General features: G+C 67.1%; 16 protein-coding genes. 7 read left to right on the forward strand and 9 right to left on the reverse strand.

Features of this window, described 5'->3' with window-relative positions:
• Positions 1-91: 91 nt before the first annotated feature.
• The 5 genes from WS75_RS15390 (at position 92) to ubiA (ending at position 5753) form a co-directional block, all read left to right on the forward strand.
• Positions 92-1051: a hydrogen peroxide-inducible genes activator gene (locus WS75_RS15390; RefSeq protein ID WP_059681246.1), complete on the forward strand. Its 960-nt coding sequence runs from the start codon at positions 92-94 to the stop codon at positions 1049-1051.
• A 542-nt stretch (positions 1052-1593) separates the two neighbouring features.
• Positions 1594-3780: a catalase/peroxidase HPI gene (katG, locus tag WS75_RS15395; RefSeq protein ID WP_059681247.1), complete on the forward strand. Its 2187-nt coding sequence runs from the start codon at positions 1594-1596 to the stop codon at positions 3778-3780.
• Positions 3781-3879: 99 nt separating this feature from the next.
• Positions 3880-4035 carry a hypothetical protein gene (locus tag WS75_RS34140; RefSeq protein ID WP_179948915.1) on the forward strand — a complete coding sequence of 52 codons (156 nt, stop codon included), beginning with the start codon at positions 3880-3882 and terminating at the stop codon, positions 4033-4035.
• Between the two features lie 95 nt (positions 4036-4130).
• Positions 4131-4619: a Dps family protein gene (locus WS75_RS15400; RefSeq protein WP_059681248.1), complete on the forward strand. Its 489-nt coding sequence runs from the start codon at positions 4131-4133 to the stop codon at positions 4617-4619.
• A gap of 261 nt (positions 4620-4880) precedes the next feature.
• Positions 4881-5753: a 4-hydroxybenzoate octaprenyltransferase gene (ubiA, locus tag WS75_RS15405; protein WP_059681249.1), complete on the forward strand. Its 873-nt coding sequence runs from the start codon at positions 4881-4883 to the stop codon at positions 5751-5753.
• Positions 5754-5848: 95 nt separating this feature from the next.
• Here the strand turns inward: ubiA and proC are convergent, their stop codons facing one another.
• The 6 genes from proC to WS75_RS15435 all read right to left on the reverse strand — a co-directional run bounded on the left by proC (position 5849) and on the right by WS75_RS15435 (position 12953).
• Positions 5849-6661: a pyrroline-5-carboxylate reductase gene (gene proC / locus WS75_RS15410; protein ID WP_059681250.1), complete on the reverse strand. Its 813-nt coding sequence runs from the start codon at positions 6659-6661 to the stop codon at positions 5849-5851.
• A 50-nt stretch (positions 6662-6711) separates the two neighbouring features.
• A complete protein-coding gene (locus tag WS75_RS15415) occupies positions 6712-7410 on the reverse strand; it encodes a YggS family pyridoxal phosphate-dependent enzyme (protein WP_059681304.1) in 699 nt (232 codons plus the stop codon).
• Between the two features lie 128 nt (positions 7411-7538).
• Positions 7539-8765, reverse strand: a complete 1227-nt coding sequence (glcF, locus tag WS75_RS15420) for a glycolate oxidase subunit GlcF (RefSeq protein WP_059681251.1) — start codon at positions 8763-8765, stop codon at positions 7539-7541.
• Positions 8766-8772: 7 nt separating this feature from the next.
• Positions 8773-9861, reverse strand: a complete 1089-nt coding sequence (glcE, locus tag WS75_RS15425) for a glycolate oxidase subunit GlcE (protein ID WP_059681252.1) — start codon at positions 9859-9861, stop codon at positions 8773-8775.
• 150 nt (positions 9862-10011) lie between these two features.
• The gene (locus tag WS75_RS15430) at positions 10012-11505 is read right to left on the reverse strand and encodes an FAD-linked oxidase C-terminal domain-containing protein (RefSeq protein WP_059681253.1); all 1494 of its coding nucleotides are present in this window, start codon (positions 11503-11505) and stop codon (positions 10012-10014) included.
• A gap of 38 nt (positions 11506-11543) precedes the next feature.
• The gene (locus WS75_RS15435) at positions 11544-12953 is read right to left on the reverse strand and encodes an FAD-binding oxidoreductase (RefSeq protein ID WP_059681254.1); all 1410 of its coding nucleotides are present in this window, start codon (positions 12951-12953) and stop codon (positions 11544-11546) included.
• Between the two features lie 140 nt (positions 12954-13093).
• Between WS75_RS15435 and WS75_RS15440 the strand changes: the two genes are divergently transcribed.
• The gene (locus WS75_RS15440) at positions 13094-13645 is read left to right on the forward strand and encodes a cob(I)yrinic acid a,c-diamide adenosyltransferase (RefSeq protein WP_059681255.1); all 552 of its coding nucleotides are present in this window, start codon (positions 13094-13096) and stop codon (positions 13643-13645) included.
• Between the two features lie 64 nt (positions 13646-13709).
• The gene (hmpA, locus tag WS75_RS15445; protein WP_373558506.1) at positions 13710-14951 is read left to right on the forward strand and encodes an NO-inducible flavohemoprotein; all 1242 of its coding nucleotides are present in this window, start codon (positions 13710-13712) and stop codon (positions 14949-14951) included.
• 113 nt (positions 14952-15064) lie between these two features.
• Here hmpA and aroG read toward each other — a convergent pair whose 3' ends face one another.
• The 3 genes from aroG to WS75_RS15460 form a co-directional block, all read right to left on the reverse strand.
• Positions 15065-16138: a 3-deoxy-7-phosphoheptulonate synthase AroG gene (gene aroG / locus WS75_RS15450; protein WP_059681257.1), complete on the reverse strand. Its 1074-nt coding sequence runs from the start codon at positions 16136-16138 to the stop codon at positions 15065-15067.
• 398 nt (positions 16139-16536) lie between these two features.
• Positions 16537-18003 carry a metalloprotease TldD gene (gene tldD / locus WS75_RS15455; protein ID WP_059681258.1) on the reverse strand — a complete coding sequence of 489 codons (1467 nt, stop codon included), beginning with the start codon at positions 18001-18003 and terminating at the stop codon, positions 16537-16539.
• A gap of 93 nt (positions 18004-18096) precedes the next feature.
• Positions 18097-18924: a carbon-nitrogen hydrolase family protein gene (locus WS75_RS15460; RefSeq protein WP_059681259.1), complete on the reverse strand. Its 828-nt coding sequence runs from the start codon at positions 18922-18924 to the stop codon at positions 18097-18099.
• Positions 18925-18926 lie beyond the last annotated feature (2 nt).

An 18926-nucleotide genomic window follows, 5' to 3' on the forward strand; every position in this document is an offset into this window, starting at 1 on the left:
CGGCGCATCGCGATGCAGAGAAACTTGGCGAACCGGTGCCAACGGGTGTATAAATTAAACCTATCGCCTGTATAACCCTGATTGACCCACAATGACCCTGACTGAATTGAAGTACATCGTCGCGGTCGCGCGCGAACGGCATTTCGGTCGCGCGGCCGAAGCATGCTTCGTGAGCCAGCCGACTCTATCGGTGGCCATCAAGAAGCTGGAAGACGAGCTCAACGTGCAGATTTTCGAGCGCGGCGCGAGCGAAGTGAGCGTGACCCCGATCGGCGACCAGATCGTCACGCAGGCGCAGCGCGTGCTCGAGCAGACCTTCGCGATCAAGGAGATCGCGAAGCAGGGCAAGGACCCGCTCGTCGGCCCGTTCCGTCTCGGCGTGATCTACACGATCGGGCCGTACCTGCTGCCGACGCTCGTCAAGCAGATGATCCAGCGCGTGCCGCAGATGCCGCTGATGCTGCAGGAGAATTACACGCTGAAGCTGCTCGAACTGCTGAAGCAGGGCGAAATCGACGCCGCGATCATGGCGCTGCCGTTCCCGGAAACCGGCCTGATGGTGCGCCCGCTGTACGACGAGCCGTTCGTCGTCGCGCTGCCGGCCGGCCATCCGTGGGAGAAGCGTCACGAGATCGACGCCGAGGACCTGAAGCAGGAAACCATGCTGCTGCTCGGCAACGGTCACTGCTTCCGCGACCATGTGCTCGGCGTGTGCCCGGAGCTGATGCGCTTTTCGCAGACGGCCGACGGTATCCAGAAGACCTTCGAGGGCTCGTCGCTCGAAACGATCCGCCATATGGTCGCGAGCGGTGTCGGCATCACGGTGCTGCCGCGGATGTCGGTCGCCGAAGTCGGCCCGCGCGCGAACGGCCCCGACGCCGAGTTGCTGTCGTACGTGCCGTTCAACGAACCGGTGCCGGATCGTCGCGTCGTGCTGGTGTGGCGCAAGAGCTTTACGCGGATGCCGGCGATCGACGCGATCAGCGAGGCGATCGCCGCGTGCGACCTGCCGGGCGTCGCGAAGCTCGACATGCCGGCGACGATGAATTGAGCAGGGGGCGGTGCATCTGAGGCAGGCAAGGGACGGGGTCTAGCGACCCCGTTTATTTTTGCCTATCGAATAGATGAAATTTATCAAATTCAAATTAATGATAGAAATAAATAGAATCATTTCCATGGATTGCGCTGGATCGGCGGTCCGATTTACACACTGAATGCAGATGTCAAAGGAGGATGTCATGATGCGGTCGGTATTGCAGCACGCGCAGCGGAACATCCCGTCGCGCGACGAGGTCGTAAATCGCGCGAGGGCCGCGGCCCGTAGCCTGCGCCCGATTGCGTTCGCGTATCTGGCGGACCGTGTGTATGGCGGATGACTGCCGCGGCATCCCGGTTCCGGGTTCCCCCGACTCACCGCCATTCAGCCATGAGGGAGCATTGCATGTCCGAAGTCCCGCAGCCCGCATCGAAGGCAACGCCGCCTGACACCCCGTAGTACGACAGGACCAACCTGTTCCGTTTCATCCCCCTGCAATGCTCCACGAACCGCGCCCGGCAAGTGGGGGCTTACGAGCAAGTAAAGGAGAAAAAAGCATGTCGACCGAATCGAAATGTCCGTTCAACCACACGGCGGCCGGCGGCACGTCGAACAAGGACTGGTGGCCGAACCAGCTCAATCTCAACATCCTGCACCGGCACTCGGCGTTGTCCGATCCGATGGACAAGGATTTCGACTACGCGGAAGCGTTCAAGAAGCTCGACCTCGCGGCGGTGAAGCGCGACCTGCAGGCGCTGATGACGACGTCGCAGGACTGGTGGCCGGCCGACTTCGGTCACTACGGCGGCCTGTTCATCCGGATGGCCTGGCATAGCGCCGGCACGTACCGGACCGCCGACGGCCGTGGCGGCGCGGGCGGCGGGCAACAGCGCTTCGCCCCGCTGAACAGCTGGCCGGACAACGGCAACCTCGACAAGGCGCGCCGGCTGCTGTGGCCGATCAAGCAGAAATACGGCCGCAACATCTCGTGGGCCGACCTGATGATCCTGACCGGCAACGTCGCGCTCGAATCGATGGGCTTCAAGACCTTCGGCTTCGCCGGCGGCCGCGTCGACACGTGGGAGCCGGACGACGTCTACTGGGGTTCGGAAAAGATCTGGCTGGAACTGAGCGGCGGCCCGAACAGCCGTTACTCGGGCGACCGTGAACTCGAGAATCCGCTCGCGGCCGTGCAGATGGGCCTCATCTACGTGAACCCGGAAGGCCCGGACGGCAACCCCGACCCGGTCGCGGCGGCACGCGATATCCGCGAGACGTTCGCGCGCATGGCAATGAACGACGAAGAGACGGTCGCGCTGATCGCCGGCGGCCATACGTTCGGCAAGACGCACGGCGCGGGCCCCGCATCGAACGTCGGTCCGGAACCGGAAGCGGCCGGCATCGAGCAGCAGGGTCTCGGCTGGAAGAGCACGTACGCATCGGGCAAGGGCCGCGACGCGATCACGAGCGGCCTCGAAGTGACGTGGACGTCGACGCCGACGAAGTGGAGCAACGATTTCTTCAAGCACCTGTTCAGCTACGAATGGGAATTGACGAAGAGCCCGGCCGGCGCGCATCAGTGGGTCGCGAAGGGCGCCGACGAGGTGATTCCGGATGCGTTCGATCCGGCGAAAAAGCATCGTCCGACGATGCTGACGACCGACCTGTCGCTGCGTTTCGACCCCGCCTACGAGAAGATCTCGCGCCGCTTCTACGAGAACCCGGCCGAGTTCGCCGACGCGTTCGCGCGCGCCTGGTTCAAGCTCACGCACCGCGACATGGGCCCGCGTGCGCGCTATCTCGGCCCGGAAGTGCCGGCCGAGCAACTGCTGTGGCAGGACCCGATTCCGGCCGTCGACCACCCGCTGATCGACGCTGCCGATGTCGCCGCGCTGAAGGCGAAGATCCTCGCGACGGGGCTGAGCGTGTCGCAGCTCGTGTCGACCGCATGGGCGTCCGCATCGACGTTCCGTGGCTCGGACAAGCGCGGCGGCGCGAACGGTGCGCGCATCCGCCTCGCGCCGCAGAAGGACTGGGAAGTCAACCAGCCCGCGCAGCTTGCGAAGGTGCTCGAAACGCTCGAAGGCGTGCAGAAGGCGTTCAACGATGCGCAGACGGGCGGCAAGAAGGTGTCGCTCGCCGACCTGATCGTGCTGGCCGGTGCGGCCGGCGTCGAACAGGCCGCGAAGAATGCGGGCGTGGCGGTGACGGTGCCGTTCGCGCCGGGCCGGATGGACGCGTCGCAGGAGCAGACCGATATCGAAGCGATGGCCGTGCTCGAGCCGGTTGCGGACGGTTTCCGCAACTACCTGAAGCGCGCGTACAAGACGCCGGCGGAGGCGCTGCTGGTCGACAAGGCCCAGCTGCTGACGCTGAGCGGGCCGGAGATGACGGTGCTCGTCGGCGGCCTGCGTGTGCTCGGCGCGAACGTCGGTGACGCACGGCACGGCGTGTTCACCGATCGTCCGGGCTCGCTGACCAACGACTTCTTCGTGAACTTGCTCGACATGGGCACGGAGTGGAAGCCGGTGTCGGCCGCGAACGACGTGTTCGAAGGGCGCGATCGGGCGACGGGCCAGGTCAAGTGGACGGGTACGCGCGTCGACCTGATCTTCGGTTCGCACTCGCAGTTGCGTGCGCTGGCCGAGGTGTACGGCAGCGCGGACGCGAACGAGAAGTTCGTGCGCGATTTCGTCGCGGCCTGGAACAAGGTGATGAACCTCGACCGCTTCGACCTCGCGTGAATGTCGCGATGCGGTAACGCAGTCACGCTGTAACGTGAAACGGCCGGTCGCACGACCGGCCGTTTTTTCTTCCAGGATCTTGTCGAAGGAGTGACGACCATGACGCAAATGATGCTGAACATGCGCACCGCGTTCACGCCGGCCGAGTGGGTGCGGCGTATCGTCGGTTTCGCGATCGTCGTCGGCGGTGCGGCCGAGCTGGCCGCGCAGGCGCTGCACGCGCTCGCGCCGCTCGTGTCGAGCGCTGGCGGCTGAGCGCGGCGAGTCCCGAACGGGTGCCGTGCAACGCGGCATGCGGATTGCTCGGCGCATTTTCTCCGGTTCAACATTTCGAATGAGGAGTTCCGAAGATGGCCAAGAAAGGCAACGCCACGCAGATCAACATCGGCATCAGCGACAAGGACCGCAGGAAAATCGCGGACGGCCTGTCGCGCCTGCTTGCCGATACGTTCTCGCTGTACCTGAAGACCCACAATTTCCACTGGAACGTCACGGGTCCGATGTTCAACACGCTGCACCTGATGTTCGAAGCGCAGTACAACGAACTGTGGCTCGCGGTCGACTCGATCGCCGAGCGCATTCGCACGCTCGGCGTCGTCGCGCCGGGCACGTTCGCGGATTTCGCGAAGCTGTCGTCGGTGCCGGAAGCGAACGGGGTGCCGGGGGCGGAAGAGATGATCCGTCAGCTCGTAGAAGGGCACGAGACGGTCGTGCGCACCGCGCGCGAAATCTTCCCGATCGCCGATGCGGCGAGCGACGAGCCGACCGCCGACCTGCTGACGCAGCGCCTGCAGACGCATGAAAAGACCGCGTGGATGCTGCGGTCGCTGCTCGCGTAAGTTCGCTGCGGCCGGTATCGGCGGGCAGTCCGACCTCAAACCGGGGCCAGGTTGCAGGCATCGGATTGAATTCTGCCTGCCCGCCGATGCATGTCCGCTGCAAATCTGTCCCTTAATTGGCGAGCGGGACTGCCCCGGCCGCTTGCAGCGGGGCGGAGCGCCCGACGCGCGTGCCGCGGCACCCGGCCGCGGGCCATCCCGACATGACGCGAACCGTGCCTCCGCTCTAAAATGCCGGGATTATCTTCCCGGTGCTTCGCCATGCTTGCCCGCTTTCCCCTGTATCTGCGGCTCGTCCGGATGGACAAGCCGATCGGCAGCCTGCTGCTGCTCTGGCCGACGCTCAACGCACTGTGGATCGCATCGGACGGCCATCCGCGCTGGCCGCTGCTCGTGATCTTCGTACTCGGCACGCTGCTGATGCGCTCGGCCGGCTGCGCGATGAACGACTATGCCGACCGCGATTTCGACCGTCATGTGAAGCGCACGGCCGATCGGCCGCTGACGTCGGGCAAGATCCGCGCATGGGAAGCCATCGCGATCGCGGTGGTGCTGTCGTTCATCGCGTTTCTGCTGATCCTGCCGCTCAACACGCTGACGAAGGCGTTGTCGGTCGTCGCATTGTTCGTCGCCGGTTCGTATCCGTTCATGAAGCGATTCTTCGCGATTCCGCAGGCGTATCTCGGCATCGCGTTCGGCTTTGGCATCCCGATGGCCTTCGCGGCCGTGCAGGACACGGTGCCGATGCTCGCGTGGGTGATGCTGATCGCGAACATCTTCTGGTCGATCGCGTACGACACCGAATACGCGATGGTCGATCGCGACGACGACATCAAGATCGGGATTCGCACGTCCGCGCTGACGTTCGGCCGCTTCGACGTCGCGGCCGTGATGGCGTGCTATGCGGTGACGCTCGGCATCTATGTATGGATCGGCGTGACGCTCGGCTTCGGCCTCGCTTACTGGGCCGGCTGGGCGGCGGCGGTCGGCTGCGCGCTGTATCACTACACGCTGATCAAGGGGCGTGAGCGGATGCCGTGCTTCGCGGCGTTCCGGCACAACAACTGGCTCGGCGGCGTGCTGTTCGCGGGAATCGCCGCGCATTACCTGCTGGCGGGTGCGGCCGGCAACTGAAGGGGCCGCGCGCCGATGCGCGATGCCAGTTAAAAAAGCGGCCGAGGCCGCTTTTTTTGTTGCCGGCGCCGGAAGCCCGGCGGCAGTCGCCGCGCTTACGCGCGGCCGAGTTCGTCGCCCATTTCCTTCGCGCGTGCCTCGGCTGCGAGCGCGCCGCGCACGATCGCTTCCTTCACGCCCTGCGCGTCGAACGACGCGAGCGCGGCGGCCGTCGTGCCGCCCTTCGACGTCACGCGCTCGCGCAGCACGCTTGCCGGCTCGCCCGATTGCGCGGCGAGTTGCGCGGCGCCCGCGAACGTCGCGACCGCAAGCGCGCGGCCCTGCTCGTCGTTCATGCCGAGGCGGCGCGCGGCTTCCTGCAGCGCTTCGATGAAGTAGAACACGTAGGCCGGGCCGCTGCCCGAGATTGCCGTGACCGCATCGAGCTGCGCTTCGTCGTCGAACCACACGATCTCGCCGACCGCGCCGAGCACGTTCGACGCGAGCTCGCGACCGGCCGCGTCGACGCCCGGCAGCGCGGCGAGACCCGTCACGCCCATGCCGACCAGCGCGGGCGTGTTCGGCATCGTGCGCACGACGCGCGCGTAGTCGCCGAGCCAACGGGCGAGGTCGGTGCCGCGGATGCCTGCCGCAATGCTGATCACGAGCTGCGATTTCAAATGCGGCGCGAGCGCTTGCGCGACGTCCTTCAGCGCCTGCGGTTTCACCGCGAGCACGATCGCGTCGTAGTCCGCGAGCGTCGCGTCGATGGCCGCGCCGGTGCGGATGCCGAACTGCTGCGCCGCGCGCGCGCGGGCGTCTTCGTTGACGTCGATGGCATACAGGCCGTCAGCGGCGACGCCGCGCTTGACCAGGCCGCCGATGAGGGCCGCGGCCATGTTGCCGCCGCCGATGAATGCGATTTTCATGATGTCAGATTGAGCAGGTGAGTGAACGGAAAGGCGGAACAGCGCGGCGCTCAGTGCGAATAGTCGCGCGCGCCGAAGATCGCGGTGCCGACGCGCACGATCGTCGCGCCTTCGAGCACCGCGGCTTCGAGATCGGCGGACATGCCCATCGACAACGTGTCGAGCGCCAGGCCTTCGGCGCGCAATGCGTCGAACAGCGCGCGCAGCGCGCGATGCGGCACGCGTTGTGCGTCGATATCGCCAGCCGGTTCGGGAATCGCCATCAGGCCGCGCAGCCGCAGCGCCGGCAGCGCGGCGATCGCGAGCGCGAGCTCGGCCACGTCGGCCGGCGCGACGCCGCTCTTCGACGCCTCGCCGCTGATGTTCACCTGCACGCACACATTGAGCGGCGGCAGGTGCGCGGGGCGTTGTTCGGCGAGGCGCTGCGCGATCTTCAGCCGGTCGACCGAATGGACCCAGTCGAAGCGTTCGGCGACCGGGCGCGTCTTGTTCGATTGCAGCGGCCCGATGAAATGCCATTCGAGGTCCGCACGCAGGTCGGCGAGCGCGTCGATCTTGTCGATCGATTCCTGCACGTAGTTCTCGCCGAACGCGCGTTGTCCGGCCGCATGCGCGGTGCGCACGTCGCCGGCGGGAAAAGTCTTCGACACGGCGAGCAGCGAGACGGTGGCGGGATCGCGGCCGGCCGCGCGGGCGGCGTCGGCGATGCGGCGGTGAACGGAGTCGAGACGGGCGGCGAAGTCGGACATGACGAGCACGGAAGCAGGCACGGGAAACGAGTACGGCAGCAAGTACGGCAGCGAATGCGGTGACGAATGCGGCACGGCACGCGCCGCTTCGATTCAGCCATTATACGGACGCCGCCGCGGGTGCCACGCTAGCCGTACAGCAGATGCTCGACGAGCTGGATCCAGTGCGCGACCGGAATCTGCGTGCCGCTTTGCAGGTGCGCGATGCAGCCGATGTTACCGGACACGATCATCTGCGGATCGAGCGCCTGCAGCTTCAGCAGCTTCTGCTTGCGCAGCCTGTACGACAGCGACGGCTGCGTCAGCGAATAGGTGCCGGCCGACCCGCAGCACAGATGGCTGTCGGCCGGCAGCCGCACGTCGATGCCGAGCGTCTCGAGCAGGCGCTCGACCTTGCCGCGCGACTGCTGGCCGTGCTGCAACGTGCACGGCGGGTGATACGCGACGGTATGGATCGCGCGGCGCCGCGCGAGCGTCGAGATCTCGGCCTCGAACGCGAGCAGCACGTCGGAGATGTCGCGCGTCAGCGCGACGATGTGCTGCGCTTTCTCCGCATACGCCGGATCGTCGCGCAGCAGGTGCGCGTATTCGAGCACCGTCACGCCGCAGCCCGTTGCATTCATCACGATCGCCTCGGCGCCTTGCTCGACGTACGGCCACCACGCGTCGATGTTGCGGCGTGCGTCGTCGAGCGCTTCGTCGTGATAGTTCAGGTGCAGGCGGATCGCGCCGCAACAGCCCGCGTCGGGCGCGACGATCGTCTCGACACCGAGCGCGTCGAGCACGCGCGCGGTCGCGATGTTGATGTTCGGCAGCATCGACGGCTGCACGCAGCCGGCGAGCATCAGCATCTTGCGCGGATGCGTGCGCTGCGGCCATTCGAGCAGTCGCGTGCGCGGCGGCACCTTGTCGCGCAGCCGTTTCGGCAAGAGCGGCCGCACGTGCTGGCCGAGCCGCATGATCGGCGAGAACAGCGTCGCGTTCGGCACGAGGCTCGCGAGCACGCGACGCACGAGCCGCTGCTGCACGGGGCGCTGCACTTGCGCTTCGACGTGCTTGCGGCCGATCTCGACGAGCCGGCCGTACTGGACACCCGACGGGCAGGTCGTCTCGCAGCTGCGGCAGGTGAGGCAGCGGTCGAGGTGCTGCTGCGTGCTGCGCGTGACGGGCGCGCCTTCGACCATCTGCTTGATCAGGTAGATGCGGCCGCGCGGGCCGTCGAGTTCGTCGCCGAGGAGCTGATAGGTCGGGCACGTCGCGGTGCAGAAGCCGCAATGCACGCACTTGCGCAGGATCGCGTCGGCCTCGTCGCCGTCGGGCGTATTGCGGATGAAATCGGCGAGGTTCGTTTGCATCGAGCCCTCAGAGGTCGGGGTAGAGCCGGCCGCGGTTGAAGATGCGCGCGGGATCGAATGCCGTCTTCAGCCCCCGGTGAATCTTCATCAGCGGCGCGGGCAGCGGCGTGAACACGCCCGCGCTGCGGTCGTAGGAATCGCCCGCGCGGAACAGCGTCGCATGGCCGCCGGCCTGCTTCGCGCTCATGCGCACCGTCTGCGCGTCGGCGTCGGTGATCCACCAGCGTTGCGCACCGCCCCATTCCATCAGCTGGGTGCCAGGCAGGTGCATCGGCTCGGTGATCGACGGCAGCGCGAGGCGCCACAGCGCATAGCCGGGCGGAATGCCGTTGAAGAACGGGTCGGTGTGCTCGCGCACGCCGGCCCAGAAGCGCTCGGCCTCGACCGCGTCGACGACTTCGCCGCCGAGCAGCGTCTTCGCCGATTTCACGGCGGCCTCGGCGCCCGACAGCCGCAGCACCAGCGTGCCGTTGCGCCAGGCGCTCGCGCTGATCGGCAGCGGATGGCCGCCCCATTCGTTGAGCTTGCGCACCGCGTCGGTCGCGGTCATCTCGAACTTCAGCGTGACTTCGGCGACCGGCACCGGCAGCACCTTGATCGACAGGTCGAGCATCAGCCCGAGCGTGCCGAGCGAGCCGGCCATCAGCCGCGACACGTCGTAGCCGGCGACGTTCTTCACGACCTGCCCGCCGAAGCGCAGCACTTCGCCGCGCCCGTTCATCAGCGTGACGCCGAGCACGAAATCGCGTGGCGCGCCGCAGGTCGCGCGGCGCGGGCCCGCGAGGCCCGCCGCGATGCAGCCCCCGACGGTGGCCGCGCGGCCGAAATGCGGCGGCTCGAACGGTAGCATCTGGCCGCACTCGGCGAGGACGGTTTCAAGCTGCGCGAGCGGCGTGCCCGCGCGGACCGTGACGACGAGCTCGGCCGGATCGTACGACACGATGCCCTGAAACGAGCGCGTGTCGAGTATTTCGCCGTCCAGCGCCTGGCCGTACCAGTCCTTGGTGCCGCCGCCGCGAATCCGCAGCGGCCGGCCGTCGGCACTGGCGGCACGGATGCGCTCGGCCCATCCGGCGACGATGTCGTCCTCTTCCATGTTCTGTTGCTGCCTCGTTGTTGTCCGGTCGATTGTACCGGGGTGGCGCGAATCCACATCGCGACTATCCCTAAGCCCCGTATGACGAAGGCAGGCACCCGCCACGCGCACGGCCGGCACGGGCCGCGCGACTGCACGACTGCGCGGCGCTCAGAAGCGCGGCAGGTCGGGGTGCGGCAGCAGCCCCCCACGGACGTGCTGGCGGCCGTACTCGGCGCAACGCGCGCGGGTCGGGATGCCCTTGTCGGGGTTGAGCAGCCCGGCCGGATCGAATGCGCGCTTGACCGCGAAGAACGCATCGCGCTCCTGCGGCGAGAACTGTACGCACATCGAATTGAGCTTTTCGATGCCGACACCGTGCTCGCCCGTCACGCTGCCGCCGAATTCCACGCAGCATTCGAGGATTTCCGCGCCGAACTGTTCGGCGCGGTGCAGCTCGTCCGGATCGTTCGCGTTGTAGAGGATCAGCGGATGCATGTTGCCGTCGCCGGCATGGAACACGTTGATGCAGCGCAACCCGTAGCGCGTTTCGAGTTGCTCGATGCGCGCGAGCAAGGGGCCGATCGCGCGGCGCGGCACGGTGCCGTCCATGCAGTAATAGTCGGCGGAAATGCGCCCCGCGGCAGGAAACGCGTTCTTGCGGCCGGACCAGAAGCGCAGCCGTTCGCTTTCGTTGCGCGACACCTGGATTCGCGTCGCGCCATGCTCGCGCAGCACGGCCGTCATGCGGACGATTTCCTCCGCGACTTCCTCGGGCGTGCCGTCCGATTCGCACAGAAGGATCGCCTTCGCGTCGAGGTCGTAACCCGCGTGCGTGAACGCCTCGACGGCCTGCGTGGCCGGCTTGTCCATCATCTCCAGCCCGGCCGGGATGATGCCCGACGCGATGATCGCGGCGACCGCCTCGCCGCTCTTCACGACATCGTCGAAGCTCGCCATCACGAGCTGCGCGGTCTGCGGTTTCGGGATCAGCTTCACCGTGACCTCGGTGACGATCGCGAACATCCCTTCACTGCCGATCATCACCGCGAGCAGGTCGAGGCCCGGCGTGTCGAGGCCGAGCGAGCCGAATTCGACGATCTCGCCGTCGATCGTGACCGCGCGCACGCGCATCACGTTGTGCACCGTCAGCCCGTATTTCAGGCAGTGGACGCCGCCGGAATTCTCCGCCACGTTGCCGCCGATCGTGCAGGCGATCTGTGACGAAGGATCGGGGGCGTAGTACAGCCCGTACGGCGCGGCCGCTTCCGAAATCGCGAGGTTGCGCACGCCGGGCTGCACGATGGCCGTGCGCGCGTACGGATCGACTTCGACGATGCGCGTGAAGCGCGCGAGCGACAGCACGACGCCGTTGACGATCGGCAGCGCGCTGCCGGACAGGCTCGTGCCCGCGCCGCGCGGCACGATCGGCACTTCCATGCGGCGGCAGATCTGCACGATCCGCTGCACTTGGGATTCGGTTTCGGGTAGCGCGACCGCGAGCGGCAGCCGGCGGTACGCGGACAGGCCGTCGCATTCGTACGGCGCCGTATCTTCGTCGCGGAACAGCAGGCAATGCGTCGGCAGCACGGCCATCAGCGCCTGCACGACTTCGCGCTGGCGTTGCGCGCGGGTTGCGCTCGACAGTTCGACGGAAGCGTTCATGGGGTCTCCAGCGGGCGGCGCGGCGGCGCGCCGCGGTGTCAGCACGTGAAGATCTTGCCGGGATTCATCAGGTTGCGCGGATCGAGCGCGAGCTTGATCGCGCGCATCGCGTCGATCGCGTTGTCGCCGTGCTCCTTCGGCAGGAAGCGCATCTTGTGCAGGCCGACGCCGTGCTCGCCGGTGCAGGTGCCGCCGAGGCGCAGCGCGCGTTCGACGATCCGGTCGTTGATGCGTTCGGCTTCGTCGATTTCCTCGGGTTTGTCGGGATCGATCAGGATCGCGACGTGGAAATTGCCGTCGCCGACGTGGCCGACGATTGGGCAGGGCAGCGACGATGCGCGCAGGTCGACTTCGGTTTCCTCGACGCACGCGGCGAGTTGCGAGATCGGCACGCACACGTCGGTCGTCACCGCGCGGCAGCCGGGTTTGAGCTGCAGCATCGCAAAATACGCGTTGTGGCGCGCGGCCCAGAGCCGCGTGCGATCCTCGGGGCGGGTCGCCCATTCGAAGCCCTGGCCATTGTTCTGGCCCGCGAGCGTCTGCACGAGCTCGGCCTGTTCCTTCACGCCGGCTTCGGTGCCGTGGAATTCGAAGAACAGCGTCGGCGCTTCGGCGAGCGTCAGGTTCGAGTGGCGGTTGATCGAGCGTACCGCGAGCGCGTCGACGAACTCGACGCGCGCGATCGGCACGCCCATCTGGATCGTCTCGATCACGGTGCGCACCGCGTCGCCCATCGACGGGAACGTGCAGATCGCGGCCGACACGGCTTCGGGCAGCGGATGCAGGCGCAGCGTGATCTCGGTGATCACGCCGAGCGTGCCTTCGGAGCCGACGAACAGGCGCGTCAGGTCGTAGCCGGCCGACGACTTGCGCGCGCGCGAGCCCGTCTTCACGACACGGCCGTCGGCGAGCACGGCGGTCAGGCCGAGCACGTTCTCGCGCATGGTTCCGTAGCGCACGGCGTTGGTGCCCGATGCGCGGGTCGCGGTCATGCCGCCGATGCTGGCGTCGGCGCCCGGATCGATCGGGAAGAACAGGCCGGTGTCGCGCAGCGCTTCGTTGAGCGCCTTGCGCGTGATGCCCGGCTCGACCGTGACGGTCAGGTCTTCCGCGTTGATCGACAGCACCCGGTTCATTTCCGACAGGTCGAGCGAGACGCCGCCGCGCACGGCGAGGAGGTGGCCTTCGAGCGACGAGCCGGCGCCGTACGGGATCAGCGGGACGCCGTAGAGCGCGCACAGCGAGACGACTTCGCGAACTTCATCGGCGTTGTGGGCGAATACGACGGCATCGGGCAGTTGCGGATCGAACGGCGATTCGTCGCGGCCGTGATGGGCGCGGACGGCGTCGGCGGTCGACACGCGCTCGCCAAAGGCGGCGCGCAGCGCATCGAGCATGGCGGGGGGCAGCGGGCGGCGCGCGGTGGCCGGCGGGGCAGGGTGATTCACGAATGTCTCCTGACGACTGCTTGTCTGACTTTCGGCTCATTCTACGCTGTAACGCCCGCTGCGCCCGCCGCCGCGGGCTGCGATAATCGCGTTCCTAGGCAACCGGGCCGCATCGCGGCCGCGCACGAGAGGACATTCACATGGGCAACCGCTTGAGCAAGATCGCGACGCGCACGGGCGACGACGGCACCACGGGTCTCGGCGACGGACGGCGCATCGGCAAGGACGACGCGCGGATCGCCGCGATCGGCGACGTCGACGAACTGAACTCGAACCTCGGCGTGCTGCTTGCCGAGCCGCTGCCGGACGACGTGCGCACCGCGCTCGTCACGATCCAGCACGACCTGTTCGATCTCGGCGGCGAGCTGTGCATTCCCGGCCACGCGGTACTCGACGACACGCACCTCGCGCGCCTCGACCGGTGGCTCGCCGACTACAACGCGACGCTGCCGCCGCTGAAGGAATTCATCCTGCCGGCCGGCTCGCGCGCGGCGTCGCTCGCGCACGTGTGCCGGACGGTGTGCCGCCGCGCGGAGCGCTCGATCGTCGCGCTCGGGCGGAACGACGCGCTCAATGATGCGCCGCGGCGTTACGTGAATCGGCTGTCGGACCTGCTGTTCGTGCTGGCGCGCGTGCTGAACCGCGCGGCTGGCGGCTCGGACGTGCTGTGGGAGCGCGGGCGCGTCCGCTGACGCCCGGTAGCGTTTTTGCGCGCTGCGACAATTTGCCTGAGGGGCTGTGGATTTTTAAAGATGTATCGTATCCGCATGTTTAACGGAGAAATCGAACATGACCCACATCACTGCTGACCAGATGGCTCGTGTGAAGGCCACTGCCCCTGTCCTCGCCGTGCACGGCGCGACGATCACGAAGCACTTCTACCAGCGCATGTTCGCGCGCCATCCGGAACTGAAGAACCTGTTCAACCAGACGCACCAGAAGACCGGCAGCCAGCCGGAAACGCTCGCGAAGGCGGTCTATGCGTATGCGGCGAACATCGACAACCTCGGCGCGCTCGGCGGGGCGGTGTCGCACATCGCGCACAAGCACGCGAGCCTGAACATCCGTCCCGAGCATTACCCGATCGTCGGCGAGAACCTGCTCGCGTCGATCGTTGAAGTGCTCGGCGACGCGGTCGATTCCGAGACGCTCGAGGCATGGCGTGTCGCGTACGGCCAGCTCGCGCAGATCCTGATCGGCGCCGAGGCCGACCTGTACGCGGGCGCCGCGTGGAGCGGCTTCCGTCCGTTCAAGGTCGCCCGCAAGGTGCGTGAAAGCGACGAGATCACGTCGTTCTACCTGACGCCTGCCGACGGCGGTGAGGCGCCGACCTTCGCGCCGGGCCAGTATGTCACGGTGAAGCGTTTCGTCGGCGACCTCGGCGTCGACCAGCCGCGCCAGTACAGCCTGTCCGACGCTCCCCACGGCAAGTGGCTGCGCATCTCGGTGAAGCGCGAGGCCGGCCAGCCGGAAGCGATCCCGCCCGGCAAGGTATCGACGCTGATGCATGACGGCGTTGAGGAGGGCGCGATCGTCGACGTGACCGCGCCGATGGGTGAATTCTCGCTGAAGCGCGGCGTCGATACGCCGGTCGTGCTGATCTCGGGCGGCGTCGGCCTGACGCCGATGGTGTCGATGGCATCGGCGCTGGTCGGCGAAGGCAGCACGCGCGAGGTGCGGTTCGTCCACGCATGTCGGTCGGGCGCGGTGCATGCGTTCCGCGACTGGCTGAACGATACGGTGCGCGAACACGCGAACATGAAGCGCACGGTGCTGTACGAGGTGGTCGGCCCGAACGACCGGGGCGGCGTCGATCACGACCTCGAGGGGCGCTTGACGCCGGAACGCGTGAAGCAATACGCGCTGGTGCCGGATGCCGACTACTACGTCTGCGGCCCGATCGCGTTCATGAAGGCGCAGCGCGACGCGCTGGTCGCGCTCGGCGTCGCGCCGGAGCGCATCAATACCGAGATCTTCGGCTCGGGCGCGCTCGAGTGAGAGCCTGACGGCGGCTGCTCGCCAACCAAAAAGCCCGGCGCGAGCCGGGCTTTCTTCTTGTGGCGCAGGCTGCAGGCCGCGGGTGGCACGCGCCGCCTCGGGCCTGCCGGCGATCAGTTGCCGCTGCCGCGCGCGACGCGCCGTGCCTTCACCGATTCCGCGAGGCCCTCGAGCACCTTCACGCTGTCGTCCCACGCGATGCACGCGTCGGTGATGCTCTGGCCGTAGGTCAGCGGGCAGCCTTCCTTCAGGTCCTGGCGCCCCTCGACGAGGTGCGACTCGATCATCACGCCGACGATGCGCTCGTCGCCGGCAGCAACCTGGCGGCCGATGTCCGCGCACACGGGGATCTGATTTTCGTGCTTCTTCGAGCTGTTCGCGTGGCTCGCGTCGATCATCAGGCGCGCGGCGAGGCCCGCCTTGCCGATGTCCGCGCACGCGGCGTTCACGCTGTCCGCGTCGTAGTTCGGCGTCTTGCCGCCGCGCAGGATCACGTGGCAGTCCTCGTTGCCGGCCGTCGACACGATCGCCGAGTGGCCGCCCTTGGTCACCGACAGGAAATGGTGCGGCTGCGATGCGGCCTTGATTGCGTCGACCGCGATCTTCACGTTGCCGTCGGTGCCGTTCTTGAAACCGACCGGGCACGACAGCCCCGACGCGAGCTCGCGGTGCACCTGCGACTCGGTCGTGCGCGCGCCGATCGCGCCCCACGAGATCAGGTCGGCGATGTACTGCGGGCTGATCATGTCGAGGTATTCGGTCGCGGCCGGCAGCCCCATCTCGTTGATCTGCAGCAGCAGTTCGCGCGCGGTGCGCAGCCCTTCGTTGATCTTGAAGCTGTTGTCGAGGTGCGGATCGTTGATGAGCCCCTTCCAGCCGACCGTCGTGCGCGGCTTCTCGAAGTACACACGCATCACGATTTCCAGCTCGCCCTTGAAGCGCTCGCGCTCCTTCACGAGTCGCTCCGCGTATTCGATCGCCGCCTTCGTATCGTGGATCGAACACGGCCCGATCACGACGATCAGCCGGTCGTCCATCCCGTGCAGGATGCGGTGCATCGACTGGCGCGAGTTGTAGATCAGCTCGGACGCGGCTTCGGAGCACGCGAATTCGCGGATCAGGTGGGCGGGCGGCGTCAGTTCCTTGAGTTCGCGAATGCGGACGTCATCGGTGTTGTGCGGGGGCATGCTGTTTCTCCTAATTTTGCGGGCGCCGTTCGGTCAGTGCGCGTGCGGCAGATTCATCAATTCAAGCTATTCAGTGATTCCGGTCGGAGCCGCGGGATCCGCTGCGGCGGGGACCGGGTGGCGAAGGGCGAAAAAAAACCGCCGGGTTCGCCGGCGGTTTTTTCGGGAATTTCGGTTGCGCTTTACGCGCCATCAACCCTCTCGATCCGCCAGCGGTCTGAGATGCCAAAAAAAGTAAAAATAAAACTTGGCGGACATGACGGAGATTCGGTTCGTCAAAAAAGTTGATTCGGAATTTATACCCCGGCGCCAGCCCGCTGGCAACCGGGGATGCTCGAAAATGCGGACAATCCGCGCGTTTTAGGAAAAATACGCGGATTGTCTGCGCCGCGATGCGGTTATGCCGTACCGCCGACCGTCATCTTGTCGATCCGCAGGGTCGGCTGGCCGACGCCGACCGGCACGCTCTGGCCTTCCTTGCCGCACACGCCGACGCCCGAGTCGAGCGACATGTCGTTGCCGATCATGCTCACGTACTTCAGCGATTCCGGGCCGCTGCCGATCAGCGTCGCGCCCTTCACCGGGTAGGTGACCTTGCCGTTCTCGATCATGTACGCCTCGGACGCCGAGAACACGAACTTGCCGTTCGTGATATCGACTTGGCCGCCGCCGAAGTTCACCGCGTACAGGCCGTTCTTCACCGATGCGATGATTTCCTGCGGATCCTTGTCGCCGTTCAGCATGTACGTATTGGTCATGCGCGGCATCGGCAATGCCGCATACGACTCGCGCCGCGCGTTGCCGGTGACGGGCATCTTCATCAGGCGCGCGTTCAGCGTGTCCTGGATGTAGCCCTTCAGGATGCCGTCCTCGATCAGGGTGGTGCACTGCGTCGGGTTGCCTTCGTCGTCGATGTTCAGCGAGCCGCGGCGATTCGGTAGTGTGCCGTCGTCGACCACCGTCACGCCCTTCGCCGCGACCTGCTCGCCGATCCGGCCGGCGAACGCCGACGAACCCTTGCGGTTGAAGTCGCCCTCGAGGCCGTGGCCGATCGCTTCGTGCAGCAGCACGCCCGGCCAGCCCGGCCCGAGCACGACCGTCATCGCGCCGGCCGGAGCAGGGCGCGCGTCGAGGTTCACGAGCGCTGCATGCACGGCGTCGTCGACGTAGCGCGACAGCACTTCGTCGGTGAAGTAGCCGTAGTCGAAGCGGCCGCCGCCGCCGCCGGAACCGATTTCGCGGCGGCCGTTCTGTTCGGCGATCACCGTGACCGACACGCGCACGAGCGGCCGGATGTCGGCGGCGAGCGCGCCGTCGCTGCGCGCCACCAGCACGACATCGTATTCGCCGGCGAGCCCCGCCATCACCTGCGTGACGCGCGGGTCGCGACCGCGCGCCATCTGCTCGATGCGCTCGAGCAGCTTGACCTTGGCCGTCGCGTCGAGCGACGCGAGCGGATCGGACGGCAGATACAGGTCGCGGCCCGAGATGCCCTTCAGCGACGTCGCCGCCTTGATCTTCTGGCGGCCGCCGCCGGCCGCCGCGATCGCCTTGGTGGCCGCGGCCGCCTGGGCGATGGCTTCCGGCGACAGGTCGTCCGAGTAGGCGAACGCGGTGCGGTCGCCCGCGACCGCGCGCACGCCGACGCCCTGGTCGATGCTGAAGCTGCCCGACTTCACGATGCCTTCCTCGAGGCTCCACGCTTCGCTGCGGGTCGCCTGGAAGTACAGGTCCGCGTAGTCGACGCGATGCGTGAAGATGTCGGCGATCGTGCGCGTGAGCAGGCTCTCGTCGAGGCCGTACGGCGTGAGGAGGATGTCCTTCGCCAGCGCAAGATTGCGGATGCCGGGTTCGATGATGTTCATGCGGGTATCGAGGGTTCTCAAAAAGTTGTCGGGTGCGTTCTGGGCAGATGGGTTGGCCGGGCGGCGTTTCAAGCGCCAGGGCGGATCAGCGGTTCAGGCCAGCACGCGATGCCGCCACGCGGGCAGGCTCTGGCGCACGTCGGCGATGCGCTGCGGATCGAGCGCGCCGGTCACGACGCCCGCGCCTTCGTCGCGGACCGCGACGATGTCGCCCCACGGGTCGATCAGCATGCTGTGGCCCCAGGTGCGCCGGCCGTTCTCGTGCTTGCCGCCTTGCGCGGCCGCGAGCACGTAGCACTGGTTCTCGACGGCCCGCGCGCGCAGCAGCATTTCCCAGTGCGCGCGGCCCGTCGTATACGTAAACGCCGACGGCACGACGATCAGCGCGCAGTCGCCCATCCTGCGATACAGCTCCGGAAAGCGCAGATCGTAACAGACCGACAGGCCGACCCGCCCGAACGGCGCGTCGAACGTGACGACCGTGTCGCCCGCGCGGATCGTGCGCGCCTCGTCGAACGATTCGTCGCCTTTCTCGAAGTTGAACAGGTGGATCTTGTCGTAGCGGGCCGCTTCGTTACCGGTCGGGTCGAACACGAGCGTCGTGTTCAGCACGCGATCGGGTTCGGGCGCCTTCAGCGGCAGCGTGCCGCCGATCACCCAGACGCCGTGACGGTGCGCCGCCTCCGAGAGGAAGCGCTGAATCGGGCCGTCGCGGTAGGGTTCGGCGAGCGCGAGCTTGTCGGTGTCGCGATGGCCCATGAAGCAGAAATACTCGGGCAGCAGCACGAGCTGCGCGCCGTCGCCGGCCGCTTCCGCGATCAGGCGGCCGGCTTCGGCGAGATTGCGTGCGACGTCCGGCGTGCTCACCATCTGCAGCGCGGCGACCCGAAAGGGCGTGGCGGAACGGGCGTGATCGGTCATCG

The organism is Burkholderia sp. FL-7-2-10-S1-D7, from assembly GCF_001524185.1.
Classification (GTDB): Bacteria; Pseudomonadota; Gammaproteobacteria; order Burkholderiales; family Burkholderiaceae; genus Burkholderia; species Burkholderia diffusa.